We start from the raw sequence: 23719 nt of genomic DNA, 5'->3' as shown, positions 1-23719 counted from the left end.
CGAATTTCCGGCGCTTTTTTATTGCTTCACACTCGTTTTAAATGGCAGATCCAGTTTCACAACATCCTCGTACGTTTCTCGTTTTACGACTAAATGTGCCTCTCCGTTTTCTACAAATACAACGGCCGGCCTTGGAATTCTATTATAATTATTGGCCATGCTGTAGCCATACGCACCTGTACAAAAAACAGCCAGCAGATCTCCTTCTTTTACTTCCGGCAGGTCAATATCCCAAATGAGCATATCTCCGCTTTCACAGCATTTGCCGGCAATCGATACCGTTTTATCGTGCGCTTCTCCGATACGGTTAGCTGTAACGGCTTCATATTTTGCCTGATAAAGAGCCGGACGGATATTGTCGTTCATTCCTCCGTCAACAGCTACATACTGCCGGACACCCGGCACTTCTTTTTGGGAACCGACTGTATAAAGTGTTGTCCCTGCGTCTCCTACAAGCGAGCGGCCCGGTTCGATCCAAATTTCCGGTATGTCAAATCCATAGCGGGCTGCATTAGTTTTGACAGCTTCGATAATTTTTTCTACATATTCAGTGGGATGAAGCGGTTCATCTTCTTCCGTGTAACGAATGCCAAAACCGCCCCCAAGGTTCAGTACCTTTGAAACAAATGAGTAAGATTCTCTCCATTCGTCAAGTTTCTTGAAGATTTTTTCTGCCGCTAGCACGAAACCGGCTGTATCAAAAATTTGTGAACCGATATGGCAATGAACCCCCAACAGTTGAATGTGTTCTGACTGTAAAACCTGTTCAATCGCCTGTTCAGTTTGTCCGTTATGAAGGTCAAAACCAAACTTTGAATCTTCCTGTCCCGTTGTAATGTAGTCATGCGTATGTGCTTCTACCCCGGGGGTGATCCGCAGGAGAACATCGATTGAGTAGCCAGTTTCTTTGCACAGGTCTTCAAGAAGCGAGATTTCATAGAAATTATCAACCACAATGCAGCCGATACGGTGTTCAAGTGCCATTCTCAGTTCTTCCCTGCTTTTGTTATTTCCGTGAAAGTGGATGCGCTCCGCCGGGAATCCCGCTGCAACAGCTGTGTAAAGTTCTCCTCCAGACACGACATCTAAGGAAAGCCCTTCTTCCTCAGCAAGCTGAATCATCGCAACAGAAGAGAATGCCTTGCTCGCATACGCGACCTGCGCTGTCAGCCCTGCAGTTGTAAATGCCTGCTTAAAGCTTTTAGCACGCTCACGTATTAAAGCCACATCATATACGTAAAGAGGCGTGCCGTATGTTTCAGCTAAATAGAGAGCGTCCACACCTCCAATTTCCAAATGCCCATGTTGATTTTGTCTGCTAGTGCCGTGTAAGAACAATGTCATTCCCTCTTTCTCCGCTTATGGGTGAAAAGGACAGCTTTATGGACCGTCCTTTCATAATTAAGACATACATTATCATACTCTTCAGCCAGTTTCAATGCGATTATGAATTGGTAGGCTGCCTTAAGCGATTTCTTGGGTGAACAATGCTTGGTCTTACATTCGCACCAGGTTTCGCCGTGCGAATCAGCACCTGCCACAGCGCCTTTCCGTTAAACGGAATGAGCGGCCATAAGTATGGAGTTTGAAGGGATTTTATGCTGGCCATGGCAATAATTAGTACAGTAAATCCTATAACGAGCCCTTTTACATGAAAGAGCGCCACTAATATCATAAGTGTAAGACGGGCCATTTTATTTGCCAGACTTAATTCATAGCTTGGTGTTGTAAAGGTTCCGATAGCGGCAAGCGAGACATACAGTATGACTTCAGGAGAGAACAGCCCCACATCAATGGCAATTTGCCCGATTAGAACCGCGGCAATTAATCCCATTGCGGTAGATAAAGCGGTTGGTGTGTGAATAGCCGCCATTCTGAGAAACTCAATTCCTAAATCAGCTAAGAAAATCTGCAGAATGATCGGGATGTGCATATCTTTATTCAATCCGATAAATTTTAGATTCTCTGGCAGCAGTTCCGGTTGAAGAACAAAGAGGAACCAGATGGGAAGAAATAAAGTAGAAGCAAGAATGCCGAAAAATCGCACCCATCTTAAGAAGGTTCCCACAGAAGGAGCCTGTCTGTATTCCTCAGCATGCTGAACATGATGGAATAAGGTTGTCGGCGTTATAATTACACTCGGCGATGTATCTACTATAATCACGACATGGCCTTCAAGTACATGATTGGCCGCCACATCGGGCCTTTCTGTATAACGGACGAGCGGAAACGGGTTGTAGCTTTGTTTGATAATAAACTCTTCGACTGTTTTGTCTGCCATTGTTAATCCGTCTACATCAATGGCGGCAATTTCTTTTTCCACGATATCAACCAGATCCGGATCTGCAATGTCTTCTATATAACAAATGCTCAAATCCGTTTTTGAACGCTCGCCAACCTTTGTCATTTTGACACGAAGGCGTTCGTCCCTGATCCGTCTTCTGAGAAGCGCTGTATTGACGACGATATTTTCAACAAATCCGTCTCTGGCCCCCCTGACGACCTTTTCCGTATCCGGTTCTTCCGGATTTCTTCCCGGATAGCTTCTGACATCTATGATAAAAGCAAATCCTGCATCTTCGACAATGACTGCGACTAACCCGGACAGCACTTGGTCCGTGGTTTCATCCAGCGTTTTTACTTTTTCGACCTGAGCGTTGAGCAGCCTGTTTTCAACGATATCGACCAGCTCTTCAGGGTCCTCTTTTCCTGTCCGGTTGTTAATCGCAACAAGCTCTCTCATTAAGTGAATGATAAAGGCAGTGTCACATAATCCATTCAAATAGTACAGCTGAACTTCTCTGTCTAAAATGGTAAGCTTGCGTACACCTACATCATAGCTGATACCCATTCCGACGCGATTTTTAAAATAAGCTTCATTTTTGTCTGGATTCCGGTAAACCCGGATTTTCTCTTCCTTTTTGTCCGGCATGATACCCGCTCCTTTCTAAAATAAACTCGACCGCTTTCATGGTGATTGGCGACCCTTTCGAGATATCGTCTTTCCTGCCCATTTTGCCAATATCCCCGATACCGACGATAAGCGGCAGATCAAGTTTATCAAGGCAATAAACCGTATCCCCGTTCATTCTGTGTTCATCAAATTCCCTCTCTCCGATTTTATCCACGCCGTATTCTGTTATCTCTCCATTGCGGTCAATGCTTACGTCAACCCTGGTCCACTCAGCCTGATGGGTTTTAGACGCTACCGCAATCACACCGAGCACTTCAATTGCCGGATGGGTGGCCACATAGGTCAGAGCGGTTTCTCCCGGTCCCTCTCCTTGAAGGCCGGAGTCGTCAAACATGACAAATACAGGGTCATACGGCGCTGATGTAATCAGCCTGACAAGCTCGGCACCGCTGCGGGTGGAGGGATTGCCTTTTGATTGAGAAATACATCTCCCTCCAACTCTTCTTGCGGCGTATTCAATTGTTTTAGCGGCATACACATCTCCGTCTGTTACCAGAATGACCTTGCGTTTTGTCGTCATCTAGGCATTATCCTTTCGGTTTAAAAATAACAGCAACGATAAAGGCGAATAGAATGGCTGCTGAGATACCGGCAGATGTCAGCTCGAATATCCCCATACCGATTCCGATAAATCCGTGTATATGCGCTTGGTGCATGGCACCGTGCAGAAGGCTGTGTCCAAAGCTGACAATCGGAACCGTGGCGCCTCCTCCAGCAAACTCAATAAATTTATCGTAAATGCCAAATCCATCTAAAATCGCCCCGATGACGACAAAGGATGTCATAACGTGGGCAGGCGTCAATTTAAATATGTCCAGCAGCAGCTGCCCGACAATACAAATAGCGCCTCCGCAAACAAAAGCCAAAAGATAGTCCACTTAAGATGCACCTCCTGCGCGTTCAAATACAACCCCGTGTGCGATGGTCGGAATGGTTTGTTTTTGCTGGATCATGGTCGGACTTAACAGCGCCCCGGTTGCTACTACGAAAACACGGTTTAATTTTCCTTCTTGTAGCTGCTTGAAAATATGTGAGTAGGTTACAACCGCGGAACAAGCGCATCCGCTTCCTCCGGCAAACACCTGCTGGTCAGGTGTATAAATTAGAAGCCCGCAATCATCATGTTTAGTGCCGACCGGATATCCCTCTTCTTTCAAGATATCTTTCACAATAGGAGATCCGACGCCGGAAAGGTCTCCTGTCAGGATCAGATCGTAGTCGTCTGCTGTGCGGTTCATGTCTTGAAAGTGCTGTTTAATGGTATCAGCAGCAGCAGGAGCCATGGCTGATCCCATATCAAACGGGTCGGTAATACCTAAGTCAGCCACCTTCCCTACAGTTGCACTTGTAATTTGAATATCGCTTGGTGTTTGACTGATGACAACCGCACCGCTTCCAGTTACAGTAGATGTCGCAGTATCCGGTTTTTGCCCGCCGTATTCCGTCGGATAGCGGAACTGTCTTTCGGCCGTGGCATTGTGACTGCTTGTAGCAGCAATCGCCCGATTTGCAAATCCGCCGTCGACTAAGGCAGATGCAACAGCAACTGTTTCCATTGATGTTGAGCATGCGCCAAACATGCAAAGAAACGGAATTTTTAGATGCCTTGCCACATAGTTGGCTGTGACATTTTGATTCAACAGATCGCCTGCAAGCAAAAGATCAATATCATCTTTTTTCAAATTGTTTTTTTGCAGCGCCGTATTAATGGCGTCCTCCATTAGCTGCCTTTCAGCCATTTCCCAGCTTTTTTGATTACAGTGCATGTCGTCATAGGTTTTATCATATAAAGACCCGAGCGGACCGTCTTTTTCCTTAGGCCCTACTGCTGTTCCCGCTGCATTGACAAATAAGGGATGCTCAAACACCCAGGTTTGCTTTCCTGTTAATTTCATTTCTTTCTCCTCCTATGACATCAGTTTCTCAAAAGCAAACCGAATCATTCCGACGATGTAAGCAGCCACAACACCGAATACGATGACGTTTCCCGCCAGTTTAAACATGTTTGTCGCTACTCCCAATACTAAACCTTCGCTTTTATACTCAAGAGCCGCGCTTGCCATACTGTTGGCAAAGCCGGTGACAGGTACAGCTGATCCTGCGCCTGCAAACTGGCCGATTCTGTCATAAATACCTAAGCCGGTAAGCAATGCTGACAATAGAATCAGCGTCGCTGCTGTAGGGTTTCCTGCCGTTTTTTCGTTAAAATTAAAAAAATGGATATAAAAATTCTGCAGACCTTGCCCGATCATGCAAATCAAACCGCCTACAAGAAAGGCTTTTACACAGTTCCATACGTAAGGCGGCTTTGGCTGATATGTTTTTACTTTTGATTTGTAGTTTTCTTTTATGTTTGTCATATTGAAACCTCCTTATGGATGATGAATAAAATACAGCCAATGAAATAAAGATCCCGCGATTTTTCCAATGACAATGGCCATTAATAGAATAATGATTTTACTTCTGAGGCCGATTCGTTTAGCCAAGATCGGCAGGACATTTAACACTTCTGTCAACGCGGCTGCAAGCATCCCGACAAATACTCCGGCCAACAGCCCGACTGGTACGGCAAGCCATTTTGATAAAAAGAGATGGTGCATATGCAGTGTTTCCCATCCCCCGCAAACCGCACCGAGAATAACAGCCGCTTCATAAGCTTGAACAAATCTCATCGTTTTGGTGAGCTGCATCAGACGCGGAATGATTCCCATCACGGTTAAAAAAGCCACGAAACCTGCCCCGACCGTGATGCCTCCGCCGAGCCCGACAAAAATGATGAACAATACACTAACGATCATGCAGGTCCTTTATTGTTTCTTCATTTTCATGCATGGCCACATATTGATCGAGATCAAGCTGATAGTTAAACATTTCAACCTCCAGCGGGCTGGGCTCTTCATTAAGGCGCTTTTTAAAAATGTGGTTAAAAAACACGATCATCCCCAGTCCCAAACCGATGCTGTAAGGGATTTGAAGTAAATATGGATAGTCATTCCGCTCTCCGGTTATGATTTCATACAGCGCAATATGAACATCCCCCATGCTGACATCCTCATGGAAATTCATGATGGCAAGGCACGATCCGATAAACAGCAGCAGCCAGACACCAATAAAAAGAACAGTTGATATGTGCCGTTTCTGATATTGAATTTCAACAATGGTTTCAGCTCCGCCCACAGTTTGAACATCAAGTGTGGGATCCTGCTGATGAATGGCTTTGAGCACTTTTATGATATCCAGAATTACGATATTTTTATCTTTTTCGCTCACCTGATAAAGCGGCATAGCCGAGAGTTTCTTTTTCAGCTGATGCTGCCCTTCTATTTGCGCGGCATCCCCGACCGTTATAATATCCCCCGGATGTGCCAAAACTCGGTGGCGAAGCCTGATAAATAGTCGTCGTTCCATCATTGATCACCATCTTTCGGTGGTTATATATGTAGTATGTGGTTCGATTTTGTTCTCATTCATCCGCTTGAAAAGACCATAAATTACCACACTTTCGCAAAACAAAAAGCCAGCCTGCAGTGACAGACTAGCTTTCCGTATGATCCATTTGAACCTTGATCTGCTTTAATATTTTCTTTTCAAGCCTGGATACCTGCACCTGGGATATCCCCAGCCGCTCAGCAACTTCTGATTGCGTCTGATCTTTATAATACCGAAGATAGACGATCAATTTTTCTCTTTCTTCTAAATCGCTTATAGCCTCTTTCAGCGCAATTTTGTCAAACCATTTCTCTTCTGAGTGATCAGCGATTTGGTCAAGAAGGGTAATTGGATCTCCGTCATTTTCATAAACTGTCTCATGAATCGAAGACGGAGCTCTTACTGCCTCTTGGGCAAGCACGACATCTTCAGCTTCAATTTCCAAATGTTCGGCGATTTCCTGTACGGTCGGCACCCTGCCCAGTGTTTTTGAAAGTTCATCTTTCGCTCGGCGGATTTTGTTGCCAAGCTCTTTTAATGATCTTGACACCTTGACAGTTCCGTCATCACGGATAAAACGCTGGATTTCGCCGATAATCATTGGCACTGCATATGTCGAGAACCGCACATCATAGGTTAAATCAAATTTATCAACAGATTTTAACAGCCCGATGCAGCCAATCTGAAAGAGGTCATCAGGCTCATATCCTCTGTTTAAAAACCGCTGTACGACAGACCAAACAAGACGCATGTTTTTTTCTATGAGGAGGTCTCTTGCCTGCTGGTCGCCATCTTGGCTCTGTTTGATTAATTCTTTTACTTCATGGTCCTTCAGCTGAGCGTTCTTACCGTTTTTCTTAACCTCCACATCCATAACAAATCTCCTTAATTACAAAGCGCTTTGCTTTTTGATAAGTGCTTTGTTAAGCGAATCGTCGTCCCCATTTCGGGTGATGAATCGATACTGACATCATCCATGAAGTTTTCCATAATGGTAAAGCCCATTCCAGAACGCTCCAGCTCAGGCTTTGTCGTGAATAAAGGCTGGCGGGCTTCTTCCAGATCTGTAATGCCGAGCCCTTCATCACGGATGGTCATATATACGACATGATCTTCCAGCGTCACCGAAATATATACTTTTCCATCGCCATTTTCTTCATAACCATGGATGATGGCGTTCGTCACCGCTTCTGACACCACAGTTTTGATCTCGGTGAGTTCATCCATGGTCGGGTCAAGCTGTGCGATAAATGAAGCAACTGTCACACGCGCAAACGATTCATTTTGGCTGAGGGCGGAAAATTCAAGGTGCATTTCATTTTTCATGATGCCACCCCTAGTGTGAGCAGTGCCTGCTGCTCAGATTGTTCAAAGCGAATAATTTTAAACAGGCCAGACATATCAAACAGCCGTTTCACTGCCGGAGAGATGGTGCAAACGACCATTTCCCCGCCAATTTGCTTAATTTGTTTGTATCTGCCTAAAATAACGCCAAGCCCCGAGCTGTCCATAAAGGAAAGGTCCTCCAGATTCAGCACGATATGACGAATATCATCCTTTTCCAATGATTCCGTTACTTTTTGTTTCAGCGTTTCAGCCGTATGGTGATCGAGTTCGCCTGTTAATCGAATACAAAGCACTGATTCTTTGACATGCATGTCAATTCCAAGGCTCATGCTCATTCCTCCTTGATATGATCGGATAATGAGTGTTTCGATTTCGGGGGAATGAATTCCTTCACCATGACAAAACTAGTGATCATTCGGCATAATTACTTAAATTTTGTCCAATCTCCCATCGCCCTTTTTAAAAACGTTAAGTATCCGGCTTTTTCCATATCATCTTTAGCAACGACAGGACTTTCTGCAAGCACGTTTCCATCCTTTTTCAGCACCAGCGTGCCAAGCTCTTGGCCTTTTTGAACCGGAGCGCTTACATTGTTGTTCATTTTAATTTCTTTTTTCACATGTTTCATATCCTCGCCTTTTTTCGTCAATACGGAAATCGGCTCAGAAGTGGTGAGTTCTATCACTTTTTGTTTCCCTTTTTTGACCTTTGCTTTTGCTACCGTTTCATTTCGCTTGTATAAAGGATGTGTCTCATATTGGCTAAAAGCATAATCAAGCATCTTTGTAACTTGCGCATTTCTTTCCTTTGGCGTGCTTGCCCCGAATACAACGGCAATCGCCCGCATGTTCCCTTTTTTAGCCGAAGCAGTCAGGCAGTATTTCGCTTCTCCTGTATAGCCGGTTTTTACGCCATCTACACCAGGATAAAATTTGATAAGCCGATTTGTATTCACTAACCAAAACTTTTTATCTGTGTTTTCACGTAAATAATCCTCATACGTACCTGTAAACTTGGTGATTGATTCATATTTCAATAATTCCTTAGCCATAATTGCCATGTCATAAGCCGAGCTGTAATGCCCTTCCTCGGTCAAGCCGGTCGGGTTTTTAAAGGATGTATCTTTTAATCCCAGCTCTTTCGCTTTTTTGTTCATTTTTTTCACAAATTCATCCTCGGAGCCTGAAATAAATTCTGCCATCGCTACAGATGCGTCATTTCCAGATGCGATCGCAATTCCCTTAAGCATTTCTTTAACAGTCATTTCTTCCCCGGGTTCAAGAAAAATCTGTGATCCGCCCATTGAAGCCGCATGTTCGCTCGTACGGACCTTATCACTCATTTTGATTTTTCCTTCGTCTAAGGCTTCCATGATTAAAAGCATCGTCATAATTTTTGTCATACTTGCAGGCGCCAGTCTCTCACGGCTGTTCTTGTTGTAAAGCACTTTACCAGTATCACGTTCTATCAGCACCGCAGACTTGGCTTCATGAGCAAGCTCCGATGTATGTTTTCCGTCTTGTTTTGCAAATGCGGACGGTGCAAAAGTAAGCAGCATCATACCAATCAACAAAGTGGATAAAAGACGTTTCATCTCAAAAGCCCTCCATTTCATAATCCTTTTTATTTTTTCCAAGCTGAATGGTTTTATACACCACTGTTGGAAAATGTTTCGGGACTTTTTCGACATAAAAAAACAGCTGTTTCAATTAGAAACAGCTGTCTTCTTATCTTTTTTGGACTTCATTTTTATTCGTACTTAGCAACTACCGCTTTCACAAGCTGCAAGAATCCGGCTTTCACCTTTTCTGTCACTTCCATGACTTCATCGTGAGATAAAGGCTGATCCAAAATTCCGGCTGCTGCGTTTGAAATGCAGGAAATGCCGAGTACACGGAGACCCGCATGGTTTGCCACAATTACTTCCGGTACGGTAGACATGCCGACTGCATCAGAGCCCATCGTTCTTAAAAAGCGCACTTCTGCCGGTGTTTCGTAGGAAGGACCTGTCACAGCAGTATACACACCTTTTTGAATTGGAATGTTAAGGTCTTTCGCCATTTTTTCAGCCAGGCTGGAAAGATCTTTATCATAGGCTGACGACATATCAGGAAATCTGGCGCCGAAGTCTGCTTCGTTTGGCCCGATTAATGGGTTTGTCCCCATAAAGTTGATGTGGTCTGTAATGATCATTAAGTCTCCCGCACGGAACTCAGTGTTTACGCCCCCTGCCGCATTTGTCACGATCAAAGCCTCAACACCAAGCGCTTTCATGACGCGAACAGGAAAAGTGACTTTTTCCATTGAATAGCCTTCATAGAAATGAAAGCGGCCCTGCATGGCGATGACACTAACTCCCTCAAGTGTGCCAAGCACTAGCTGTCCGGCGTGTCCCTCAACCGTTGATACCGGGAATTCCGGGATATCCTCATATTTTAACTTAACAGGATTTTCGATTTCATCAGCCAAAATACCAAGACCTGAGCCTAGAATAAGGCCGATCTTTGGTGATTCAGGCAAGTTTTGCTTAATAAAAGCGGCTGCGCGTTCGATTCTGTCTTTCAAGAAACAGTCCCCCTATTGTAATAAAGATAAAAAGCTTTTACCATATTTCGGTTTTTTTGTTTGGAAATTATCCGCGATGGTTGCACCGATATCAGCAAATGTATCTGCAAGCGGCAGTATTTGCGCTTTCTTATGTTTTTTGCTGTATGCAAGAATCGGCACATACTCGCGTGTATGGTCTGTTCCGTGATGAATCGGATCATTGCCGTGGTCGGCTGTAATGATTAGCAGATCATCTTCTTTCATTTTTTCGAATACTTCCGGAAGACGAGCATCAAATTCTTCAAGCGCTCGTCCGTAGCCTTCCGGATCACGGCGATGGCCGTATAAGGCGTCAAAATCAACAAGGTTTGCAAAGCTCAGACCCGTAAAGTCTTCTCCGAGCGTGTCAACCACTTTGTCCATTCCGTCCATATTGGATACCGTTCTGCGGGAAGACGTAATTCCTTCACCATCATAAATATCAGAGATTTTTCCGATTGAAATGACATCTAAGCCGCTGTCTTTCAATTCATTCATTACAGTGCGGTCAAACGGCTTAAGCGCATAGTCGTGGCGGTTTGGCGTCCGTTTGAAATGTCCCGGCTCGCCCACGAACGGCCGTGCGATTATGCGGCCTACCATATATTTCGGATCAAGCGTCAGTTCTCTCGCCGTTTCACAAATGCTGTACAGTTCTTCAAGCGGAACGACTTCTTCGTGAGCGGCAATTTGCAGTACAGAGTCAGCTGAAGTGTACACAATTAAAGCGCCTGTCTCCATATGCTCTTCACCGAGTTCATCCAAAATAGCTGTGCCAGAAGCCGGCTTGTTTCCGATAATTTTGCGGCCCGATCTTTTTTCCAGCTCCTGAAGCAGCTCATCAGGAAAGCCTTCCGGGAACACTTTAAACGGTTTATCAATGTATAAGCCCATGATCTCCCAATGGCCTGTCATTGTATCTTTGCCGTTTGACGCTTCTTGCATTTTTCCATAGTACGCGAGCGGCTGTTCTGTTTTTTCAACGCCCTTGATATCACCAATAAGACCAAGGCCGAGTTTTGCCATATTCGGCATATGTAGTCCGTTCATGTGCTCAGCAATATGCCCGAGCGTATTGGCGCCTACGTCATTAAAGTCGGCGGCATCTGGCGCTTCGCCAATTCCGACTGAATCCATTACGATTAAAAACACACGATTATATTTGTATGCAGGCATCCTAAAGCCTCCTTTTTTTCTATACGTCTATTGTATCTCCTAGAGGTCTGACAACTCAAGTATAAACCGTTTTCATTCCCGTTGACAATGCATTTGAAAATAATGAGAAACTTCATTATTTTCTGTCGGTCCTAAAGAAAAAAGCCGCAGCCTGCTGCGGCTAGGCACGCGGATGGTACTGCTTGTACACATCCTTCAGCCTTGTTTTCGTCACATGCGTATAGATTTGCGTGGTAGATATATCCGCATGGCCCAGCATTTCCTGCACCGCTCTTAAATCAGCCCCGTTTTCAAGCAAATGCGTTGCAAAGGAATGCCTGAGTGTATGCGGGGTGAGCTCTTTTTTGATTCCGGCTTCGAGCGCGATTTTCTTCAGATTTTTCCAAAACCCCTGGCGGCTGATCTGCTTTCCGTGATGATTTAAAAAGAGAGCGTCAGACACTTTGTTCTTTAGCAGTTTCCCGCGGGCTTTCGTCATATATTCTTCAATAGCAGAAGCAGCGGTTTCACCGATCGGCACAATCCGCTCTTTCCTCCCTTTTCCGAAGCAACGGACAAATCCCATTGACAAATGGACATCCGTCGTTTTCAATTCAATCATTTCACTGACTCGGATACCTGTGGCATAAAGGAGCTCCAGCATTGCTTTATCCCGATAGCCCATAGGGCTCGTAAGCTTAGGCGTGTCCAATAGCCGCTCAACCTCGTTCAGCGCCAGCACCTTTGGAAGCACCCGTTCCGTTTTTTGTGTTTCGATATGTACGGAAGGGTCTTTGTCCGTCACCTTTTCCCTAAGCAAAAATTGATGAAAAGAGCGAATCGATGCTAAATGCCGCGCTGAAGTCTTTCCGGATTTCCCCGACTCCTTCAAGTGCTTCAAATATTGGATAATATGTATACGGGTCGCATCGTTCCAATTGTTGACATGAAGGGTTTCTGTTAAATAAAGAGAATAGCTTTTCAAGTCACGCTCATAGGATACGACCGTATTTTGAGAAAGCCCTCTCTCTACCATGACGTAGTGGATGAAATCCTTTATTTGATCTTTCACTCTAGATCTACTCCCCGTTTTGGTAAAAAAAGATTAACCGGTCGAACCATCCGCCTTTTTCTTCTGCATCCATTTCAACAACTTTTACAGCAGAGCCTTCCGGTTTATCGTACCGATGATAGTTTTCATACTCTTGATTTACCCATATCATAGCATAATAGAAGAGAGCGGTAAAACCTGTGAACAGTATAAAAACCTTCAATGTGTCAACAGCCGTTTTTAGGAATCTTCCCATGTCCCAATCGATCCTTTCTCTATGGTTCCTGTTATTTAAACCATATGCCAAACCAGAAAGGATTTATACGTCGAAACAGCAAAAAACCCTTTCCCCAAGAGAAAAGGTTCGAGCCCGGCATCGACTATTCCGTTTCGTTTCCGTTGCAGCGGTGGCAAATGCCGTGAAACGTCAATCTATGATCTTTAATCTTAAATTTCCAATCACGTTCAATGACTTCTTCTACGTCTTCAAGCAAATCTTCTTCAATTTCATCAACGGCTCCGCACTCCATGCACACCAAGTGGTGATGAAAGTGAGCTGCACCCTCCTTACGAAGATCGTAACGGGATACGCCGTCTCCAAAGTTAATTTTATCAACGACTTTTAATTCAGTTAGTAATTCAAGCGTACGGTATACTGTTGCGAGACCGATCTCAGGAGATTTCTCTTTTACGAGGAGGTATACATCTTCTGCGCTTAAATGGTCTTCTTCGTTTTCAAGCAGCACTCTTACTGTCGCTTCACGCTGAGGCGTAAGTTTGTAGCTGGATGAGTGCAACTGTTTCTTAATTCGATCAATACGGTTTTCCATGTCTTTCCCTCCTACGCCGCATTCCATGACTCATTATAACAAAATAAGCGCGGAGTTCCAACTATAATTATTATAAACTGATAAATAAAATGATTTTCTTTTAATAATGTTTTTAAAAAAGTCGCGATGTCAGCTTTTCCATCAAAACTGGCGACATGTATGCTTCAAAGAGAGACGAGATCAGCGCTAAAAATAAAATGATCAGGAGAACAATGGCATATCGCCCGAACCACTGGATCGGCGCATCATGCAGACTTCGTTTGACAAACAGCTGCCTGATCAGCTTTAAAGAAAAGGCAATCGCACAGGTGCCCATAATGAGGTAAGCCGGAATAAGCAGCACATTTTGCGGCAAAACCGAGACAAAGGATAAGAAAAAACCGCTGATTCCCATCTGGTTGACGAGAAACCCCACAGTAAATCCGACGACAATTCCTTTTAGAAAAATCATAATGAAAATGATAGGCATGCCAATCACAGAAATTCCTAAAATCCACATCAGCCCTAAATACTTTACATTATGAAAAATACTTTGCCAAAACATATCGGATGAGCTAGCCTGTTTTCCGTCTGATAGCTGTCCAAAAAATTGGCTTAAATAATAATATAAATCTTCTTTCTGGCTGATCGTCATGCTGTTGACAATGATAGCGCCAAAAATCACACCCATGAAAAACAGGACAGACACAAATATATAAAGTGAGAGATGATCCTTTACATGTCCGAGAAACATGTCCTTATAAGAAATTTTCCGCATATCGTTTCCTCCCGCCCGCTCTATTGATTTGATTTAATAGATTGTATGAAAGAAACGGAAAAACATGCTCTTTTTCAAAAAGAAACGATAGAGATTGCTAGGCGGCTGTTTCGGACATAAAAAAATCCCTATCATCAAATGCATTTTGATCATAAGGATTTTTGTGTTTATGCTTTCTTTTATTCAATATGTCTTGTTTGCTTTTTGTCATTCTTTCATGAGTGCTGAAGGATGGAGAACTGCCTCTTGATAATAAGGCGTCCCGTCCACTGTTTCTAAGCAAATGCTCCCGTTTTCTTTTCGCTCGGCTTTTTGCCATGTTGATCACTCCCTGTTTCATTTTGATTCATTATCGCAAATGGAAGATGTTATTAAAATGTTTTAAAAAAACAGCACCTGTCATGCCAGGTGCTGTTTCATTTTAATGTTTGACCGCTGTAAGAGCGGCGCGTTCAACGGCGGCTGTCACTTCGTGATGGACCTTTGAATCCAGCGGCTGTGGAACCACATCGCCTGGCTTTGTGCAGGCTGCAATGGCCTCTGCTGCCGCCACAAGCATATCGTGATTGATCTCCTTGCTTTTGGCATTCAGTGCCCCTCTGAATATACCCGGGAAGCCAAGCACATTATTCACAGAACGCCCGTCAGCTGCATACGCCGCGCCGGCCTGTAAAGCAGCCTCAGGCTCAATTTCCGGCTTCGGATTGGATAATGCCAATATGACCTGGCCAGATCTTACGAATTCAGGTTTAATTAAACCAGGAACTCCTGTTGTGGCAATGACAATATCACATGTTTCCATTAACTCTTCAATGCTGGCAGCTGTCTGTCCGCCGTATTGCTCAAGACGACTCATCGCTGCCTCTGATTTGTCTGTACCACATACAGCTTTGACGCCGTAAGCCATAAACATCCGGCAGATGGCTACGCCCGCTGCGCCGAGGCCGATCTGCCCCACTTTTGCTTCTTTTAAGTCAACGCCCGCGCTTTTACATGCCGAAATGGCAGCTGCCAGCGTAACGACAGCTGTTCCATGCTGATCATCGTGCATGACAGGGATACTGAGTTCCTCTTTTAGGCGATCTTCAATTTCGAAGCAATGCGGTGACCCGATATCCTCAAGCAGGATGCCGTTAAATCCTGGTGAAATATGTTTTACCGTATTGATGATTTCTTCAGGATCACTTGTATCCAGCAAGATCGGGATACCGCTAATCCCTGCAAGCTGATCAAACAACGCTGCCTTTCCTTCCATAACAGGCATTCCCGCCACAGAGCCGATGTTTCCAAGACCGAGAATCGCTGTTCCATCGGTTACAATTGCGACCGAGTTGCTGATTGTCGTGTAGATATCAGCCTTTTCAGGTTCTTTCTCGATCAGTCTGCAGACGTCTGCTACCCCAGGAGTATAGACGCGCCCGAGCTCTGCCAGCGAACGAATTGGCATTTTGCTTTTCATTTGGATTTTTCCGCCTTCATGGGCAGACAGGACTTCATCAGACACCGTGTGAAGTCTGATCCCTTCGCCAAGAGCCTGCACAGCCATGATCACTTCCTGAAGCTGTTCTTCATTTTCCACTTGTACAGTAATATTGCGCATCGTGTAATTGGGTCCGACTTTTACCGTCTCCACATCACCAATGTCTCCGCCCAGAAGGCCGATTGCTGTAGCCACTCTTCCAAGATTTCCGGGAACCGAAGGCGTTTCTATCATCAGTGTCCGAATCATGTGTTTTGCTATCATTCAGTGATCCTCCTCTTAGCCTAGTTTTTCAGCTTGAGCTGTTTCATTTTTCGTATACCATATACATTTTCCTGTATAACCGTAGATAATGGCAAGACCTATTGCGACAAAACTGAGCCACATAAACGGCAGATAAGAGAAGGTAGAAACTCCTAAAATCCCGGCCATGTAAATGCCGTTATCAGACCAAGGTACCATACCCGAAGTCAAAGTTCCTCCGACCTCTGAATTACGGGATAGAACTCTTCTGTCCAGATGCAAGCGGTCATAGCTGTCTTCCATAATCTTCGGTGTCAAAATAAGAGATACATACATGGCACACCCGAAGATGTTTGCCAAAAATGCTACAATCAGCGTAGATAATGTCACATTGCCTGCTGATGTCAATTTTTTTTCAAACAATGAAACAATGACTTTTAACACACCTAGCTTCTCAAGCAACCCACCAAAGCCTAGGCCAAAAATAATCACGACGAGAGAACCGAGCATGCCTACGATGCCTCCGCGGTTTAAGAGGCCGTTTAAAAATTCAACATCTGTTTTAATAGAGAAGCCGTTGTACGCTGTTGCAATCGCATCCGCGAAATTCATGCCTTGGAAAACAGCAGCCCAGACAGCGCCAAGCAATGCACCAATTACAATAACCGGCATAGACGGCTTTTTCATCGCTAATAAGACGATAACGACAACAGCCGGAACCAGCATCCAAATATGAATGTCAAATGTATTCTGCAAAGAAGATTTCAAAAATTCAACTTTGTCGAGGTCAATATTTTTCCCGCCGTACATAAATCCAACAGCTGTAAAGAGAATAGCCGTAATTACATATGCTGGTATTGATAAATAAAGCATCGCTCTGACGTGAGCCAATACATCTACTTTTGATAATGAAGAAGCCAGGACTGTACTGTCAGACAAAGGTGACAGCTTGTCCCCGAAGTAAGCTCCGGAAAGAATGGCTCCTGCTACAAGAGGAAGCGGGATTCCAAGGCCTTCACCAATTGCAATCATGGCGATGCCGGCTGTTCCAACTGTTCCCCATGACGTTCCCGTTGCCACAGACATAATAGAACAAATAATTAACGTTGCCAGTAAAAAGATACTAGGGTGAATAAATTCTAATCCATAATAAATCAACGTCGGCACCACGCCTCCGGCGATCCATGTTCCGATGAGTGCTCCGACTGAAACGAGAATCAGAACGGCTTCGAGACCGTTTGATATTCCGCTAAGAATCGCATTCTGCAAGTCTTTATAAGAATAACCCAGTCTGACTCCTAGAATCATTGCAATAAACCAGGAAATAAACAGTGCAAGCTGTATCGGCAAGTCTAAAAAGACTGTAAACGACATAACAAGTGCTAAAAATACTCCTAGTACGATAATAATTTCAAATAGTGTTGGCAATCTTACATCCTTCAAAAGAAGTCCCCCTTAATGAAAAAGCTAAAACGCTTTCAATAAATAGTGCAACACGTATACTATACTTCCTCATCCCTATGCTTGTAAACAGCTTATTCACCCGGCAATTCAGAGATGAATAAGCTGCATTTTGTTTAAATTTTATTTTTCTAATAGCTCTTTTCCAGCAATTCCTGGCTTTGTCATCTCGTATGGATTTAAAATGATATCCAATTCTTCTTCTGTCAGCACATCATGCTGAAGGCAAAGATCACGGACGGATTGGCCTGTCATAATCGCTTCCCTGGCGATTCGGGCAGCCGCTTCATAACCAAGATGCGGATTCACAGCGGTAATAACTCCAGCGCTTTTTTCTACGTATTGCTTCAAGCGTTTTTCATTAGCTTCAATGCCTTTCAAGCAATAGTCAGTGAAGGAACGGAAACCATTGTTCATGATGCTGATCGATTGCAGCAGATTAAAGACAAGCACTGGCTCCATAACGTTTAATTCAAGCTGGCCTGCTTCTGAAGCTAGGCAGATGGTATTATCGTTTCCAATCACCTGGAACGCAATTTGGTTAATGAGCTCCGCCATAACCGGATTAACTTTACCCGGCATGATGGATGATCCCGGCTGGCGGGCAGGCAGAGAAATTTCCGCAAGTCCGGCGCGCGGTCCCGATGCCATTAAACGAAGGTCGTTTGCGATCTTCGACATGTTCATCATGCAGACTTTTAATGATGCAGAAACCTCTGTGTAAGCGTCTGTATTTTGCGTTGCATCGACAAGATGGTCAGCGCCGACAAGAGGCAGTCCGCTAATATCAGCAAGATGTTTAACAACTTGTTTGATATATTCAGGATCGGCGTTCAGTCCTGTGCCGACTGCAGTAGCGCCCATGTTGACTTCATACAGGTGCTGCCGGGATTGTTTAATCCGTTTAATATCACGCTCAAGAACACGGCTGTATGCTTCAAATTCCTGGCCGAGGCGAATCGGAACAGCATCTTGAAGGTGAGTCCGTCCCATCTTAATAACAGAATCAAATTCCTGGGCTTTTTGTTTAAACACACCATGCATGTCTTCCATCGTCTTCAGCAGTTTTTCCAGCAGATTCAGTGTGGAAATATGAATGGCTGTCGGAAATACATCGTTTGTTGATTGTGACATATTAACGTGTGTGTTCGGGCTTAAGTGGATGTATTCTCCCTTTTTATGACCCATGATTTCAAGCGCGCGATTTCCGATGACCTCGTTCGCATTCATGTTCATGGATGTACCAGCGCCGCCTTGAATCGGATCGACGATAAACTGGTCGTGCCACTTGCCTTCCAGAATCTCGTCAGCGGCTTGTACGATAGCTTGGCCAATTCCTTCATACAGCCGTTTTACATCCATGTTTGCAAGTGCGGCAGCTTTTTTTACAATTGCCAGCGCGTTAATCATTTCTTCATGGATTTTATATCCCGTAATCGGAAAGTTTTCTGAAGCACGCAGCGTTTGGATGCCGTAATAGACATCTGCTTCAATTTGTTTTTCTCCAAGGAAATCTTTTTCCACCCGGTATTCTTTTTGGCCGTTTAACATAATCTTTAACCTACTTTCTCTATAATGGTTATGGTTTTAGCGAAATTTACAGGACAACGTCATCGGCAATCGGTGTTTCCATAATTCTTTTCACGATCGGCAAATCTGAGGATTGGCCCAGTGCCCACATTAATTTCGGAACGATTGCTTCTGTATTCATGTTTCTAGAGCGGATAATTAAGTCCTGATTGACTCTGCGGCCGACTTCGTAAATGCTCATATCTTCGCCTTCTTCCAAGCATTGAGTCGTAATGACGACAACAATGCCGCTGTCAATCAGTTCATTAACTTTGGACAAAATGTCTCTGCCTTCAAACGGTACGCCTCCACTGCCATAACTTTCGATGACAATTCCTTTGTACATGCTTTTCAGAGCGTCCAGCATTTCCGGCTTTAAGCCCGGATGCAGCTTGAGCAGACAAACATCTGTGCATAGTGAAGTGTCAACTGTGAAGGCGTCGTTCTCAGGTTCCGTTACTTGTTTGTTGTATTCAATCCCGTCTTCTGTAATAAAAGCGATATATGGATAATTGATGCTTTCAAACGCGTCATAGCTTTTCGTTCTTAACTTGATCGCACGTGTTCCCTGGATGACTCTGCCGTCAAACACAACGTAAACCCCACCTACGCCTTCACAGGCAAAGCGAATGGCATCTGTAATATTTTTTTTGGCGTCTGTTTTTTGAAAGGTAATTGGAATTTGCGAGCCTGTAATTACAATCGGCTTTTTAGCATGCTGCAACATATAAGATAATGCGGCAGATGTATAGGCCATTGTATCTGTACCATGAGTAATAACAAACCCGTCATAGGCATCATAATTTTGCTTAACAGCTTCCGCTATCTCCACCCAGTATTCAGGCTGCATATTGGTGCTGTCTATATTCATAAGCGATTGGGTTTCCATCGTGTAATCGTTATCAAGTTTTGATACGTAACTTAACAACTCGTCAGCCTTCACCCCCGGGGCAAGCCCGTTTTCCCCTTCAACTGAAGCGATCGTTCCCCCAGTTGTCAACATCAATAATTTTTTCATACCATACACCTCTTCACTATATCTAAAGATGGGTTTGCGAGAAGGCATTCGCTTTTCGCATACTTTTAATGCAATTATAGACACGGAAAATAAAATACGCAAGACATTATTATTCAATTCGCGTACACTTCCGAATACCTATATGATATAATCAGCTCAAGTTGAAAAAGGAGCGGAAGTCCATGAATTTAGATCGTTTAACTGAATTGAGAAAAAAGAAAAATTGGTCGCTTCAATATACGGCTGACCTCCTGGGTATCGCAAAAAGCACATACGCGGGATACGAGTCAGGCTACCGCCGCCCTTCGCTTGAGGCCCTGGCAATGCTGGCAGACCTTTTTGATACAACCTGCGATGATCTCTTAGGCCGCACAAAGCAAAAGCAAACTGCTCCTCAGACCATTGAATTGACCACGTGGAGCAGCCTTGACATTGCTGTTGACGGCAAGCCGCTGTCTGAAGACGAAATAATACAGCTGATCACCTTTATCCGGACAAAGAGAAAAGTTCAGGAGGAACTGAGTTAATTTTCACTTAAGACTTAACTTTCCCGTAGGTTCCTCCTCCTCCGGCTTTCAGTTCAAGCTTTCCTGACCTCGCTTTCACAATAAGAGCGGCGGTTTTCGGCGGAACAACCCGAGCCAGATCTTCCTCTGAAGTCTCATGAAGAACAGCCATTTCTGTACCAAAGGCCGTTTTTAGCTTGTCCAGGGTTTTCGGTCCGACACCCGGCACAAATTGCAGCGGAATCTGGTGGACATATCTAGGACGCGCTATGCCCGTTCCAGACTGATCACTCAGCTCGCACAGCCTTTCGCTGACACCCTTTGTCAATCTGGCACTTCCGCATTCCGCGCACGCCGTTGCCCCGCTCTCAGTACGCTCTCCGCATACTTCACAAGCCGTTTGATAATACTTCCCCAACAGCGGATCTAATCCGTAATTTGCGGTAATTTTCCTGTTATCCTGTCCCTTTAATGCGAGAGCGAACTCAGAAAAATCAGCTGAGGCCACATATAGTTCATTATATTCTCTGCCGATCTTCCCTAAGGAATGCGCATCAGAATTTGTTAAAAATGAATATTTATTCAATTCAGATACCCGTGAAGCCATAGGCGTGTCACAGCTTAAACCAAGCTCGACAGCATCTATCATAGAAGAATCAAAAACCTCAGTTAAAGTTGACTTAACGCCTTTTCCGTACAAGCTTTTGTGGGGCGTGAAAATATGGGCGGGGATAAACAATCCGCCCATTTCTTTTACTTTTTTTTGAAGATTCAAGCCTGTTTCGTATATCCGCTGTGAACTTAAATGAATGTTTTTCATCCGTTCTGAAAGCCAGGCTGAAAATTGTTTCATATCAGTAAGTGTCGGCATAAAAGCAAGCACATGAATCGGCCCGCTGCATGCTTCATCGTAAATCTCCAGCTCGCTTCCCAATAAAAGAGTTGTGCTGCGATAACGGACTCCGCCGCCCTCAAGCTCGTGATACCTGCCTGAAGCAATGCCTTCCTCAAGCTCTATTATGACTTCCGGGGAATGGCAGTCAATAATTCCGAGAAGTTCAATCCCTTTATATTCACTGGCCTCAACCAGAATCCGGTCCAGCGTCAGCGTTTTTGCACCTGTTATTTTGACAGCCCTTCCTGTATAGGTCCGACCGATATGGATGTGTAAATCCGCGTAAATCTTTTTCATTTTGATGCTTGCAGCGCTTCTTTCAGCTGAAGATATTGAATCGCATAGGCTGTCTTCGCGTCGTAAACCTCGCGCGACTCAACAAGCTTTAGTGCGTCTTCAAGCGTCACCTCCATCACTTCAACAAACTCGTCCTCATCTAGTTCCCGTTTTTCTTCAAGCACAGCCAGCTCTTCCGCAAGAAAAACGTGGACTATTTCATCAGCAAAGCCGGGCGATGTATAGAATGCTGTCATTTTAGTCAGCTTTTTCGCTGTGTATCCTGTTTCTTCTTCCAGCTCCCGAAGCGCCGTATACTCCGGCTCTTCTCCTTTTTCCAGCTTTCCGGCCGGTATTTCAACGATCGTCCGTTCCAGGGGCTTCCGGAATTGTTTCACCATTATGATTTTCCCTTCGTCTGTGACAGCCAGCACCGCTACCGCACCAGGGTGTTTTACAATTTCGCGTTTACTCGTTTTTCCGTTAGGGAGCTCGACGTCCTCTACATAAAGATCAATAACTTTACCCGAAAAAATCTGTTCTTTAGCAATTGTTTTTTCTTCTAAGTGTTTCATTTCTTCATCTCCCGTTCTGTCTCTATATCATGCCCCATACATTTTATCATACTAGGGAAAAGGGGGCTCCATTATGAAAGTATACCGTATGCAAAAGGGCGTCGTTTTAGTGGGGAAAGCCTGGGAGGTGCGGGCGAAGCTCAAGGAATACGGGCGCACATTCAGGTATGTGAAAGATTGGATTTCCGAGCCGTAAAAGTTGAAAACTCCGCTCCTTTATATTACGGTCATTACAAAGCCTAAAAAAGGAGTGTGCACATGAGAAAGCGCAAACTAGGTTCATCTGATTTAGAAATAAGCGAAGTCGGACTTGGCTGTATGTCCCTTGGAACCGAAACAAATAAAGCGCTGTCGATCCTTGATGAAGCCATTGAGCTTGGCATCAACTATTTAGACACAGCTGATTTGTATGATCGCGGCCGCAATGAAGAAATCGTCGGCAAAGCGATTCAAAACAGACGCCAGGACATCATTTTGGCCACAAAAGCCGGAAACCGGTGGAGTGACAAAAATGACGGCTGGTATTGGGACCCTTCAAAAGCTTACATAAAAGAGGCAGTGAAAAAGAGCTTAGCACGTCTGAAAACGGATTATATTGATCTGTATCAGCTTCACGGTGGCACAATAGAAGACAACATTGACGAAACGATTGAGGCATTTGAAGAATTAAAACAAGAAGGTGTCATTCGTTATTATGGAATTTCTTCTATTCGCCCGAACGTCATTAAAGAATATGTGAAAAAATCAAATATCGTCAGCATTATGATGCAATTCAGCCTGTTTGACAGACGGCCGGAGGAATGGCTCCCGCTTTTAGAGGAACATCAGATCAGTGTCGTGGCAAGGGGGCCGGTCGCTAAAGGGCTGCTGACTGAGAAACCGCTTGAACAAGCTTCGGAGACCATGAAACAAAACGGGTACTTATCATATTCCTATGAAGAATTGGCAGAGGCCCGTAAGTCAATGTCCGGCGTTGCTCCAGACCTCACCATGACGGAAATGTCGCTGCAGTATCTTTTAGCGCAGCCGGCAGTGGCCTCAGTAATCACCGGTGCCAGCAAGTTAACGCAACTGAAGGAAAACGTTCAGGCTGCAAACGCGCGGCGTTTAAGCGAGCAGGAAATCAAAGCGCTCCAATTCTATACGAAACAAGACGTTTACGAAGCGCACCGTTCATAAAGGAAACCAGCACCTGACCGGGTGCTGGTTTATTTGTATTGATGCCAATCGAGCTGGCTTTCATTAAGGAGCTGTTCAAAGCTTTTGTTTTTTTCGATCTCCTTTTTCTTTCTGATCTGTTCCGCTTTCTTTCTTTCCTGTCTCTTCTCATCCTCATCCTTCAATTGGCTTTTCATCTGCATCAGCTTTTCTTTTATATCGGATTGAAGATCGTCCTTTAACTGGTGTTTGTCAGCAGATTTTTGTTTTTTCATGCTCGCTTCCCCCGTGTTTTTGTTTTGAAGCCAGTTTATCATGGAGATTCAGGCTGAACAAGAAGACTCTCTTCATAAAAACGCTGTCATATTTTTCTGACGGCTCAGCAGTGTTTAGGTATAATGATGCTAGA

Annotated in this window: 29 protein-coding genes; 3 read left to right on the top strand and 26 right to left on the bottom strand. The window is 44.4% G+C overall.

What is annotated here, in order from left to right; translation table 11 throughout:
- Window positions 1–18 precede the first annotated feature (18 nt).
- The 23 genes from lysA to ansA all read right to left on the bottom strand — a co-directional run bounded on the left by lysA (window position 19) and on the right by ansA (window position 19900).
- On the bottom strand, window positions 19–1338 hold the full coding sequence (gene lysA, locus V6D42_RS03555) for a diaminopimelate decarboxylase (protein WP_333512579.1): 1320 nt from the start codon (window positions 1336–1338) through the stop codon (window positions 19–21).
- A 106-nt stretch (window positions 1339–1444) separates the two neighbouring features.
- The gene (spoVAF, locus tag V6D42_RS03550) at window positions 1445–2932 is read right to left on the bottom strand and encodes a spore germination protein SpoVAF (RefSeq protein WP_010334796.1); all 1488 of its coding nucleotides are present in this window, start codon (window positions 2930–2932) and stop codon (window positions 1445–1447) included.
- Window positions 2877–3494 carry a stage V sporulation protein AE gene (locus V6D42_RS03545; protein ID WP_333512380.1) on the bottom strand — a complete coding sequence of 206 codons (618 nt, stop codon included), beginning with the start codon at window positions 3492–3494 and terminating at the stop codon, window positions 2877–2879. The genes spoVAF and V6D42_RS03545 overlap by 56 nt, the downstream gene beginning before the upstream one ends.
- A gap of 7 nt (window positions 3495–3501) precedes the next feature.
- A complete protein-coding gene (gene spoVAE, locus V6D42_RS03540; RefSeq protein ID WP_003230467.1) occupies window positions 3502–3852 on the bottom strand; it encodes a stage V sporulation protein AE in 351 nt (116 codons plus the stop codon).
- A complete protein-coding gene (gene spoVAD, locus V6D42_RS03535) occupies window positions 3853–4869 on the bottom strand; it encodes a stage V sporulation protein AD (RefSeq protein ID WP_010334798.1) in 1017 nt (338 codons plus the stop codon).
- 12 nt (window positions 4870–4881) lie between these two features.
- Window positions 4882–5334 (bottom strand): stage V sporulation protein AC, encoded by a 453-nt coding sequence (gene spoVAC / locus V6D42_RS03530; protein WP_010334799.1) that lies wholly within the window; start codon window positions 5332–5334, stop codon window positions 4882–4884.
- Between the two features lie 12 nt (window positions 5335–5346).
- Window positions 5347–5772, bottom strand: a complete 426-nt coding sequence (spoVAB, locus tag V6D42_RS03525) for a stage V sporulation protein SpoVAB (protein ID WP_010334800.1) — start codon at window positions 5770–5772, stop codon at window positions 5347–5349.
- Window positions 5762–6382, bottom strand: coding sequence for a stage V sporulation protein SpoVAA (gene spoVAA, locus V6D42_RS03520; RefSeq protein ID WP_229147001.1), 621 nt, complete (start codon window positions 6380–6382; stop codon window positions 5762–5764). Before spoVAA ends, spoVAB begins: the two co-directional genes overlap by 11 nt.
- Before the next feature lie 127 nt (window positions 6383–6509).
- Complete coding sequence (sigF, locus tag V6D42_RS03515; protein WP_010334802.1) at window positions 6510–7277, bottom strand: RNA polymerase sporulation sigma factor SigF; 768 nt, start codon at window positions 7275–7277, stop codon at window positions 6510–6512.
- A gap of 11 nt (window positions 7278–7288) precedes the next feature.
- A complete protein-coding gene (gene spoIIAB, locus V6D42_RS03510) occupies window positions 7289–7729 on the bottom strand; it encodes an anti-sigma F factor (RefSeq protein WP_010334803.1) in 441 nt (146 codons plus the stop codon).
- A complete protein-coding gene (gene spoIIAA, locus V6D42_RS03505) occupies window positions 7726–8079 on the bottom strand; it encodes an anti-sigma F factor antagonist (protein ID WP_333512379.1) in 354 nt (117 codons plus the stop codon). The genes spoIIAB and spoIIAA overlap by 4 nt, the downstream gene beginning before the upstream one ends.
- Before the next feature lie 95 nt (window positions 8080–8174).
- Window positions 8175–9344 (bottom strand): D-alanyl-D-alanine carboxypeptidase family protein, encoded by a 1170-nt coding sequence (locus V6D42_RS03500; protein ID WP_333512378.1) that lies wholly within the window; start codon window positions 9342–9344, stop codon window positions 8175–8177.
- A gap of 155 nt (window positions 9345–9499) precedes the next feature.
- Complete coding sequence (locus V6D42_RS03495; RefSeq protein WP_029441353.1) at window positions 9500–10315, bottom strand: purine nucleoside phosphorylase I, inosine and guanosine-specific; 816 nt, start codon at window positions 10313–10315, stop codon at window positions 9500–9502.
- Window positions 10316–10327: 12 nt separating this feature from the next.
- Window positions 10328–11512: a phosphopentomutase gene (deoB, locus tag V6D42_RS03490; RefSeq protein ID WP_333512377.1), complete on the bottom strand. Its 1185-nt coding sequence runs from the start codon at window positions 11510–11512 to the stop codon at window positions 10328–10330.
- A 160-nt stretch (window positions 11513–11672) separates the two neighbouring features.
- Window positions 11673–12563 carry a site-specific tyrosine recombinase XerD gene (gene xerD / locus V6D42_RS03485; protein WP_333512376.1) on the bottom strand — a complete coding sequence of 297 codons (891 nt, stop codon included), beginning with the start codon at window positions 12561–12563 and terminating at the stop codon, window positions 11673–11675.
- Between the two features lie 7 nt (window positions 12564–12570).
- Window positions 12571–12798 carry a YqzK family protein gene (locus V6D42_RS03480; RefSeq protein ID WP_010334808.1) on the bottom strand — a complete coding sequence of 76 codons (228 nt, stop codon included), beginning with the start codon at window positions 12796–12798 and terminating at the stop codon, window positions 12571–12573.
- A 124-nt stretch (window positions 12799–12922) separates the two neighbouring features.
- Window positions 12923–13372 (bottom strand): ferric iron uptake transcriptional regulator, encoded by a 450-nt coding sequence (gene fur / locus V6D42_RS03475; protein WP_198098380.1) that lies wholly within the window; start codon window positions 13370–13372, stop codon window positions 12923–12925.
- Between the two features lie 112 nt (window positions 13373–13484).
- The gene (gene spoIIM / locus V6D42_RS03470; RefSeq protein WP_010334810.1) at window positions 13485–14129 is read right to left on the bottom strand and encodes a stage II sporulation protein M; all 645 of its coding nucleotides are present in this window, start codon (window positions 14127–14129) and stop codon (window positions 13485–13487) included.
- Window positions 14130–14226: 97 nt separating this feature from the next.
- The gene (locus V6D42_RS03465) at window positions 14227–14448 is read right to left on the bottom strand and encodes a hypothetical protein (RefSeq protein ID WP_168748162.1); all 222 of its coding nucleotides are present in this window, start codon (window positions 14446–14448) and stop codon (window positions 14227–14229) included.
- 102 nt (window positions 14449–14550) lie between these two features.
- Window positions 14551–15873 (bottom strand): NAD-dependent malic enzyme, encoded by a 1323-nt coding sequence (locus V6D42_RS03460; protein WP_326202910.1) that lies wholly within the window; start codon window positions 15871–15873, stop codon window positions 14551–14553.
- Window positions 15874–15888: 15 nt separating this feature from the next.
- The gene (gene mleN, locus V6D42_RS03455; RefSeq protein WP_333512375.1) at window positions 15889–17295 is read right to left on the bottom strand and encodes a malate-H+/Na+-lactate antiporter MleN; all 1407 of its coding nucleotides are present in this window, start codon (window positions 17293–17295) and stop codon (window positions 15889–15891) included.
- A 141-nt stretch (window positions 17296–17436) separates the two neighbouring features.
- Entirely contained in the window at window positions 17437–18864 is a 1428-nt protein-coding gene (gene aspA / locus V6D42_RS03450) for an aspartate ammonia-lyase (protein WP_010334814.1), read from the bottom strand.
- A gap of 46 nt (window positions 18865–18910) precedes the next feature.
- A complete protein-coding gene (ansA, locus tag V6D42_RS03445) occupies window positions 18911–19900 on the bottom strand; it encodes an asparaginase (RefSeq protein ID WP_229146986.1) in 990 nt (329 codons plus the stop codon).
- A gap of 182 nt (window positions 19901–20082) precedes the next feature.
- Here ansA and V6D42_RS03440 point away from each other — a divergent pair, with 182 nt between their 5' ends.
- Entirely contained in the window at window positions 20083–20427 is a 345-nt protein-coding gene (locus V6D42_RS03440; protein WP_229146985.1) for a helix-turn-helix domain-containing protein, read from the top strand.
- A gap of 7 nt (window positions 20428–20434) precedes the next feature.
- Here the strand turns inward: V6D42_RS03440 and V6D42_RS03435 are convergent, their stop codons facing one another.
- Window positions 20435–21598, bottom strand: coding sequence for a TIGR00375 family protein (locus tag V6D42_RS03435; RefSeq protein WP_333512374.1), 1164 nt, complete (start codon window positions 21596–21598; stop codon window positions 20435–20437).
- The gene (nudF, locus tag V6D42_RS03430) at window positions 21595–22152 is read right to left on the bottom strand and encodes an ADP-ribose pyrophosphatase (protein WP_326202917.1); all 558 of its coding nucleotides are present in this window, start codon (window positions 22150–22152) and stop codon (window positions 21595–21597) included. Before nudF ends, V6D42_RS03435 begins: the two co-directional genes overlap by 4 nt.
- A 73-nt stretch (window positions 22153–22225) precedes the next feature.
- Here nudF and mciZ point away from each other — a divergent pair, with 73 nt between their 5' ends.
- Both mciZ and V6D42_RS03420 read left to right on the top strand, forming a co-directional pair.
- Window positions 22226–22348 (top strand): Z-ring formation inhibitor MciZ, encoded by a 123-nt coding sequence (gene mciZ / locus V6D42_RS03425; protein ID WP_010334819.1) that lies wholly within the window; start codon window positions 22226–22228, stop codon window positions 22346–22348.
- Window positions 22349–22410: 62 nt separating this feature from the next.
- A complete protein-coding gene (locus tag V6D42_RS03420) occupies window positions 22411–23331 on the top strand; it encodes an aldo/keto reductase (protein WP_333512373.1) in 921 nt (306 codons plus the stop codon).
- A gap of 29 nt (window positions 23332–23360) precedes the next feature.
- Here V6D42_RS03420 and V6D42_RS03415 read toward each other — a convergent pair whose 3' ends face one another.
- Window positions 23361–23585 (bottom strand): YqkE family protein, encoded by a 225-nt coding sequence (locus V6D42_RS03415; protein WP_010334821.1) that lies wholly within the window; start codon window positions 23583–23585, stop codon window positions 23361–23363.
- Window positions 23586–23719 lie beyond the last annotated feature (134 nt).

The organism is Bacillus sp. 0909A (assembly GCF_036765115.1).
In the GTDB taxonomy this organism is placed as follows: Bacteria; Bacillota; Bacilli; order Bacillales; family Bacillaceae; genus Bacillus; species Bacillus mojavensis.
This window is presented reverse-complemented; position numbering and strand designations above follow the sequence as displayed.

Bases quoted from the DNA above. Each gene is read 5' to 3' on its own strand.
- spoVAD (WP_010334798.1), bottom strand. From the start codon at position 4,869: ATGAAATTAACAGGAAAGCAAACCTGGGTGTTTGAGCATCCCTTATTT.
- V6D42_RS03440 (WP_229146985.1), top strand. From the start codon at position 20,083: ATGAATTTAGATCGTTTAACTGAATTGAGAAAAAAGAAAAATTGGTCG.
- spoIIAB (WP_010334803.1), bottom strand. From the start codon at position 7,729: ATGAAAAATGAAATGCACCTTGAATTTTCCGCCCTCAGCCAAAATGAA.
- spoVAB (WP_010334800.1), bottom strand. From the start codon at position 5,772: ATGATCGTTAGTGTATTGTTCATCATTTTTGTCGGGCTCGGCGGAGGC.
- spoVAC (WP_010334799.1), bottom strand. From the start codon at position 5,334: ATGACAAACATAAAAGAAAACTACAAATCAAAAGTAAAAACATATCAG.
- V6D42_RS03465 (WP_168748162.1), bottom strand. From the start codon at position 14,448: ATGGCAAAAAGCCGAGCGAAAAGAAAACGGGAGCATTTGCTTAGAAAC.
- V6D42_RS03460 (WP_326202910.1), bottom strand. From the start codon at position 15,873: ATGATAGCAAAACACATGATTCGGACACTGATGATAGAAACGCCTTCG.
- V6D42_RS03500 (WP_333512378.1), bottom strand. From the start codon at position 9,344: ATGAAACGTCTTTTATCCACTTTGTTGATTGGTATGATGCTGCTTACT.
- spoIIAA (WP_333512379.1), bottom strand. From the start codon at position 8,079: ATGAGCCTTGGAATTGACATGCATGTCAAAGAATCAGTGCTTTGTATT.
- V6D42_RS03415 (WP_010334821.1), bottom strand. From the start codon at position 23,585: ATGAAAAAACAAAAATCTGCTGACAAACACCAGTTAAAGGACGATCTT.
- aspA (WP_010334814.1), bottom strand. From the start codon at position 18,864: ATGTTAAACGGCCAAAAAGAATACCGGGTGGAAAAAGATTTCCTTGGA.
- spoIIM (WP_010334810.1), bottom strand. From the start codon at position 14,129: ATGCGGAAAATTTCTTATAAGGACATGTTTCTCGGACATGTAAAGGAT.
- deoB (WP_333512377.1), bottom strand. From the start codon at position 11,512: ATGCCTGCATACAAATATAATCGTGTGTTTTTAATCGTAATGGATTCA.
- V6D42_RS03435 (WP_333512374.1), bottom strand. From the start codon at position 21,598: ATGAAAAAGATTTACGCGGATTTACACATCCATATCGGTCGGACCTAT.
- V6D42_RS03545 (WP_333512380.1), bottom strand. From the start codon at position 3,494: ATGACGACAAAACGCAAGGTCATTCTGGTAACAGACGGAGATGTGTAT.
- sigF (WP_010334802.1), bottom strand. From the start codon at position 7,277: ATGGATGTGGAGGTTAAGAAAAACGGTAAGAACGCTCAGCTGAAGGAC.
- ansA (WP_229146986.1), bottom strand. From the start codon at position 19,900: ATGAAAAAATTATTGATGTTGACAACTGGGGGAACGATCGCTTCAGTT.
- fur (WP_198098380.1), bottom strand. From the start codon at position 13,372: ATGGAAAACCGTATTGATCGAATTAAGAAACAGTTGCACTCATCCAGC.
- V6D42_RS03420 (WP_333512373.1), top strand. From the start codon at position 22,411: ATGAGAAAGCGCAAACTAGGTTCATCTGATTTAGAAATAAGCGAAGTC.
- nudF (WP_326202917.1), bottom strand. From the start codon at position 22,152: ATGAAACACTTAGAAGAAAAAACAATTGCTAAAGAACAGATTTTTTCG.
- spoVAA (WP_229147001.1), bottom strand. From the start codon at position 6,382: ATGGAACGACGACTATTTATCAGGCTTCGCCACCGAGTTTTGGCACAT.
- V6D42_RS03480 (WP_010334808.1), bottom strand. From the start codon at position 12,798: ATGGGAAGATTCCTAAAAACGGCTGTTGACACATTGAAGGTTTTTATA.
- mciZ (WP_010334819.1), top strand. From the start codon at position 22,226: ATGAAAGTATACCGTATGCAAAAGGGCGTCGTTTTAGTGGGGAAAGCC.
- spoVAF (WP_010334796.1), bottom strand. From the start codon at position 2,932: ATGCCGGACAAAAAGGAAGAGAAAATCCGGGTTTACCGGAATCCAGAC.